The sequence below is a fragment of the Sphaerochaeta sp. genome, from assembly GCF_050178175.1.
In the GTDB taxonomy this organism is placed as follows: domain Bacteria; phylum Spirochaetota; class Spirochaetia; order Sphaerochaetales; family Sphaerochaetaceae; genus Sphaerochaeta.
The window spans coordinates 1-5,767 of sequence record NZ_JBFXGH010000126.1 but is presented as its reverse complement, the minus strand read 5'-3'; the positions used below and the strand labels follow the sequence as shown (position 1 = coordinate 5,767).

The 5,767-nt window shown below is 44.9% G+C and carries 6 protein-coding genes; 1 reads left to right on the top strand and 5 read right to left on the bottom strand.

Going from position 1 to position 5,767, the window contains the following annotated elements:
* The 5 genes from AB7S66_RS10840 to AB7S66_RS10820 form a co-directional block, all read right to left on the bottom strand.
* A partial coding sequence (locus tag AB7S66_RS10840) for an ATP-binding protein (RefSeq protein WP_428519909.1) occupies positions 1-828 on the bottom strand: 828 nt, incomplete at its 3' end.
* A gap of 250 nt (positions 829-1,078) precedes the next feature.
* A complete protein-coding gene (locus AB7S66_RS10835; RefSeq protein WP_428519907.1) occupies positions 1,079-1,498 on the bottom strand; it encodes an HI0074 family nucleotidyltransferase substrate-binding subunit in 420 nt (139 codons plus the stop codon).
* Between the two features lie 24 nt (positions 1,499-1,522).
* Positions 1,523-2,740: a BREX system ATP-binding domain-containing protein gene (locus AB7S66_RS10830; protein WP_428519905.1), complete on the bottom strand. Its 1,218-nt coding sequence runs from the start codon at positions 2,738-2,740 to the stop codon at positions 1,523-1,525.
* Positions 2,724-3,989 (bottom strand): BREX system ATP-binding domain-containing protein, encoded by a 1,266-nt coding sequence (locus tag AB7S66_RS10825; protein WP_428519903.1) that lies wholly within the window; start codon positions 3,987-3,989, stop codon positions 2,724-2,726. The genes AB7S66_RS10830 and AB7S66_RS10825 overlap by 17 nt, the downstream gene beginning before the upstream one ends.
* 13 nt (positions 3,990-4,002) lie before the next feature.
* The gene (locus AB7S66_RS10820; protein ID WP_428519902.1) at positions 4,003-4,767 is read right to left on the bottom strand and encodes a hypothetical protein; all 765 of its coding nucleotides are present in this window, start codon (positions 4,765-4,767) and stop codon (positions 4,003-4,005) included.
* An 88-nt stretch (positions 4,768-4,855) separates the two neighbouring features.
* Here AB7S66_RS10820 and AB7S66_RS10815 point away from each other — a divergent pair.
* The coding region (locus AB7S66_RS10815) for a DEAD/DEAH box helicase (RefSeq protein ID WP_428519900.1) at positions 4,856-5,767 on the top strand (912 nt) is incomplete at its 3' end.

Genomic DNA, 5,767 nt, shown 5'->3' with positions numbered 1-5,767 from the left:
GAGATAGGTGATGAAGGTCTGCCTATTGATTCCTATCCGCTCACTCAATTTGGTAATATTTGGAACAAACGGAGCTGATTGCGCAATAATTGACAACAGTTGCTTGATCTTTGGGATATAGGCAGGTTCTATACCACGCACCATAGGCAACTCTTGTTCCAGAATCATAAGCACTGTTTCTTCCAATCGCATGGGGTAATCCCCTGCACCCTCAAGGTAGTAAGGGTAATATCCGAACTTCAAGTAATCTGAAAAATACCTAAAGGGTTTGACCCGAGAAACAATCTCTTGAGCAATCTGGCCATGTTTATCCAGAAGATCCGTAATTGAGAACGCAGGAAAAGACATCTTTGTTTCAATTTCCAGATATTCTCGGAATGAGAGCCCTGGGAGTTCATACATCAGTGCTCTTCTGCTCAAATCAGCCTTACCCCTTTCCAATTCAAGCAAGGAAGAACCAGTGAAGACGATATGAAGCATAGGGAATTCATCGTACAGATTTTTAATTGCAATGGTCCAATCAGGATATTTATGCACCTCATCCAAGAAGATATGGGTGCCTCCATGCTTTACGAAGGTATCAACAACGTCTAGCAGAGGGTTGTCCGCAAAATATAGATTATCCAAGCTTACATACAGGGCAAGATCTTGGTTATCCCCAAACGCCTTTTTTATATGTTGCAAAATAAGTGTAGTTTTTCCACACCCTCTGGCTCCCCTGATTCCCACAAGACGAGCATCCCATGAAACGGTAGTCTCAAACTCCCGTACCAGGGACATATCAGTATACTGCAATCTTCTTCGATAAAACTCGTATAACCTATCCATACTATAAGCATACGGCACATTGCCATTTTTGTACACTGCATTCACCAATTTTCAATGAAATTGGTTACTATATCCACCAAATTTATATTATTTTTGGTTGTATCGACAACCATTTAGAATTTCAGATACCTATAAGCATACGCAAAGCACCCCAATATAGGCACTTTCTTGAACCTTACATACGCAATGCCTACATATATCTGGGATACTGCATCGACGTACCACAACAGTTCGTGTGGATACAAAGAGTTCATGTCTTCAATTCATGAGCAAGGCTTTCCCATGTTTCCTGAAGCTCCTTGAATGCATGCATGTAAGAGCCCATGATGCGAGTAACAATTTCATCGGTGACCTCTAGGTCATAGATTTGGCCACGGTCCCGGATCATATCCATCCAGGGCTTTCCTTCTTGTATCAGCCCAACAGCCAATGCTGCATGAACAGCATCCTTTGGGCCATACAGTCTCTGGATGCCTTGATCCTTGAGATAGCCACCTAGTACTTTCCAGCTCAACTCATGGGTATTTTCAAAAGAGTGAATCATACCCTCTTGTTCCAATGCACTGAGAGATCGTTGTTTTGCCAATACTACAGCATCCGCTAATTGTGAAAGAGCCAGAGCATAGTATGGTAGTTGCTTGACCCAAGGGGTCTCCCTATTCTTTCCCATACTCCTACATGTGCATATGAAGGGTCAATCATCAAACAACTGCTCAAAGGTAGGGTTACTCTCTTCCTCGCTCTCTTCCTCGTAATGGCCCTCTTCAAGTTGTACAATGGAGCTGTCAGCTTCTGTTTGGTACAGATAGAGTTGATCAAGATACTCAATCGCACTACGAATCTTCGACCGCAACAAATACCCACTCTTGTCTACACGGGACAAGAGTTCTTCCAACTTAATCCCAGGTTGCCAGTCGTAAGCCTTTGCATGGAAGCGTACAATCTTCTCAAGGATCTGCTGCATCTCTTCATGGCTGAGCGGCTTCAGTTGAGGAGCTTTCACAATGGAATCCAGCACTGATTTCATAGGCTCCTGTCCTTCAGGATACAACTCTTCCAGATTCTGATACTCATTCTTTGCCTCTATAATATCCTCCGTATAGGAAGAACTGAAGGCAAAAAGACTGAAGGTAGCTTCCAGCTGCTTGGCAGGGAAAAGAAATGAAGCAAGATTATTGTATGCCTTTGCCCTCGCCTTCTTGCTAAGACGACCAATGAGCTCAGATTCATCAAAGAGAACCACCCACCCGTTATACCCGAGCTGTACGAACAGATGGCTGAGAAAGGCCACATAGTCCTGGGCATGACGAGATTTCACAAAATTCTGGTTGAATACTACCTTTTCCCCAAAAATCCTACGATACATTTTCTTGATCTGGAGGCTGGGTACAAAATCCCCTTCCAAATCTGTCTGCAGCAGGAACTGCTCTTCCATATCGTCGGTATGGAGGTAGGACCGTAGCAAATAGTACAAACGGTCGGTCTCAAGCTGTGTTGCCCCATACAGCAAGAGGTCGTTGGTCAAGGGAGAGTTCGGGGAAAGCTTGTTCAGTTCCTGGGTAAACCCTGGCTGTACATGGTTGGGCAAGTAAGTATTGTTTACCAACTTTGGGTACACCAAGTAAAGTTTGTCCAGAGGTGTCTCCTTACTCAAGGAGATCAGGGATACGACCATGTTTCTCTGATGAGCCAACGTATAGATGGTGTTGATAAGATGGGTCTTCCCTTCACCATATTTCCCACTGATGATCATGGAATCACTTATCTTGGAGTCACAAACACCATCCAGTTTCTCTATGATATCATCCAAAAGTTCCTGTCTGGCTTCTGCAAAGTGGTGACCTATAGCCTTGGAAGGAACCCCTGAGCGCAGGGCCTCGATCATATGTCTCTCTTCATAACCCCAAGCCATGTTCTTCCTCCTCAGCAGTATCTTGTTGGGCAAGGAATCCCAACGTCGCTTGATTGACCAAACGAGGAATTGACACACCCCCCAGTCTGGCCTGTGTTATCAATTGTTTCGCATGCTCTTCATCCAAAGGGGAAGCCTGTACATTGATATGCTGTACCAGCTGGGCAAGCTTCTGGCTCATCTCTACCAACAACGATGGTGAATATTCCTGGAGTGCAATCGCATCAAGATCGGCAATATCGGTAAACTTGTTCACTCGCTTTGAGCGTACCTCATTCTGGATTCGCATCCAGAGTGCTTGGTATGACTTCAATCCAGCATTCTCATTATCGAGCAATTCCCCTGAGAACGCATATACCACCATGAAATGGTTGAAGGTATCAATGTCATCAATCAATTGGCGGATGCTTTCATACGTATCTTCCCGTTTCATCTTGGTATAATGCAGGGGATTCATACCTGACCTATCAACCAGGACCTCAAGATTGTCAACGGTCACCAACAGCCCGGTGTATCCACTCAGATGCACCAATTCAGCAAGACTGCGCAGCAAATTACGGGCATTATACTTGGTGATCCTGGTAGGAGCCAGACCCAATGGCCTGAGCAGGGTCATCCGAATCTTCTTATCCCCATGCATCCATGCAAGCAGAAGTTCCTTGTTTGTTTCTTCCAATACTGGATGACCAAGCAAGGAACCGCAGAGCAAACTGCAAGCAAGAGAAAAGTTATTATCCATCCTTGGATTATCAAGGAACATCTCTTTTAGCTGGTTACGTATCTCCCGCCTGGTTATTCCATCAGCCAGACCTTGCTGGGCAAGGAAATCAAGGAAGGTGAGGCCTGGGTCAATGTCTTTGCTCTCAAATCCCATTGCCTGGACAATCTTCTCACTGCAATGATTGAGCAAGTCCATGATATTAGCTTGTCGAAGCACCTCTAGATAGAACTCCCTGAAATCATGAAGCCAGAGGGTCTTTGCAGAAATGCTGACCGTTACATACTTCCTTTGCTTTGCAAGGGACTGCAAAAGGTGAAGGGTATGAGTCTTCCCACTTCCCTTTCTTCCCGTAATGAACTTGATCTTGCTCCCACCAGCCTTGATGAACTCATCAAGATATTTCTCCTGATAGAAGTCAGTAAGAAATTGGATTCCAACTGAAAGTTGGCTAAGCAATTGGTCACTTTCGGGGACTTCTCCCTGAGAAAGCTGGGCAATGGTTGCACGCATATTGGTCTGCATTTCCATCAAACTACCTCTTTTAATAGAATCGTATGGTTGCGAGATAGTATTCTCTTCCAGTCTGGTCAAGAATCCTCAGTGCCTTGGAGTTGTTTCTGCTTGGACCAAACTGGAATGACCTCCCTCCCTTTACTTCCACTTCTTGGGCATCAAAAAGCCGGGCAATATCGAATGCATAACTTTGTTGGTCATACTCCTTGCGTGAGCGGCTCATCGGCACCAAGTATTTATAGAGCGTGGTCAGGTAGATATCTGCTCCTGCTTCCTTCCCTAGCTTCAAGCAAGCAAGATCATAGGCTGCGGCCAACTCAGTTGCAAACTGGTTTGCCCTGAAGGATGCCTTGTAGAGTTTTTCTTGCCCTGCCTTGACAATGGACACCAAGGTGGATGGACGGAGACAAGAGACCTTCTTCCGGTCAAGATATGCTTCCTGGTTCTCTACATCAAACCGTACCTTGTAGGGAAACATCTCGTAGACGGGGAAATCGCCGATAACATCAACATTACTCTGTTCACACTGACTCAAGAGCTGCTGAGCAAAAAGTCCGCTTTCCATATATTCTCTGGCATCAAAGTTTGAGAGCAGTGCTTTGATACTACTGGTCAAATCAGACAGCTCATCGCTTGCTTGATGCAATAGCTCAGTGTCTGAAATACTTTTAGACAGGTCACCACTGCTCATGTTCTTAGCTATAGCTTTTTGTAGTTTGGTTACCAATTTGATCTTTTCTTTAATTGCCTTCTCGTACGCAAGATATTCGTTATATAAAATTTCGTAGTCCATGACTTCTCCTTTCTGGGCATACAGAAAAGCATAAATGATGGTGCGGTTCTATGCAATCCCTTTTACCATTATCGCATGATCTTATTGCATGACATTGCTTGAGGAAGACCTCTCGTGGTATCTTGTGCCAAGGAGCATCAAACCCATGGGCTTATCCCTTCATGCATGGCAAGAACAGTGCATCGCGTCCTGGCTGGAAAAGCAGGGACGTGGTGTTACGCAGGTTGTAACAGGAGCCGGAAAAACAATCCTTGCCCTGTATGCTGCAAAAGCCTTGCAGGAAAAGTTGCGAACCAAGCTGCATATCGTAATCATTGTCCCCAAAACCTTCCTGGTCGGACAGTGGAAATCAGCTATTCTTGCACATCATGATGACCTAGGAATAGAGAGAGAAGATATTGGGTGGGTCTGTGGCACGCATCATCAGGAACATGACAAGCCTGTCATGATCTATGTTATCAACTCTGCGCGATACAAGCTTTCTTACATTCTGCATCAACAACTCAGCAACAGGATACCGGTAATGCTCATTGCAGATGAGTGCCATCACTATGCAAGTGCAGAGAACAGGAAGATATTTTCTTTTCTTGAATTACTGGATGAGAGGCAAAAGAAAAACTACTATTCACTAGGCCTTTCAGCAACACCACAAGGTAATGGATTTGAGCAGGTATTGGTTCCTTCCCTTGGTCCACTCTTCTATACCTATGGGTTCTCGGAGGCAATGACGGAGGGGATAATCAACCAAGTGGTCATCTACAATGTCGCCTTGAAGATGACCGATTCCCAGATAGCAAAGTATGATGAGCTTTCAGCACGGATCACTACAACACTTAAAAAGCTCAATAGGTTGATACCTGGCCTCTCCAAACTTAATGGCTCGGCATTTTTCATTGAACTACAACGACTTAGCCTGAGCGAGACTCCCTCAATTGCTGAGACTGCAACACTGTTGCTTACGCTGTTCTATCAAATAAGGGCACTTGTCTATGAAGCACCA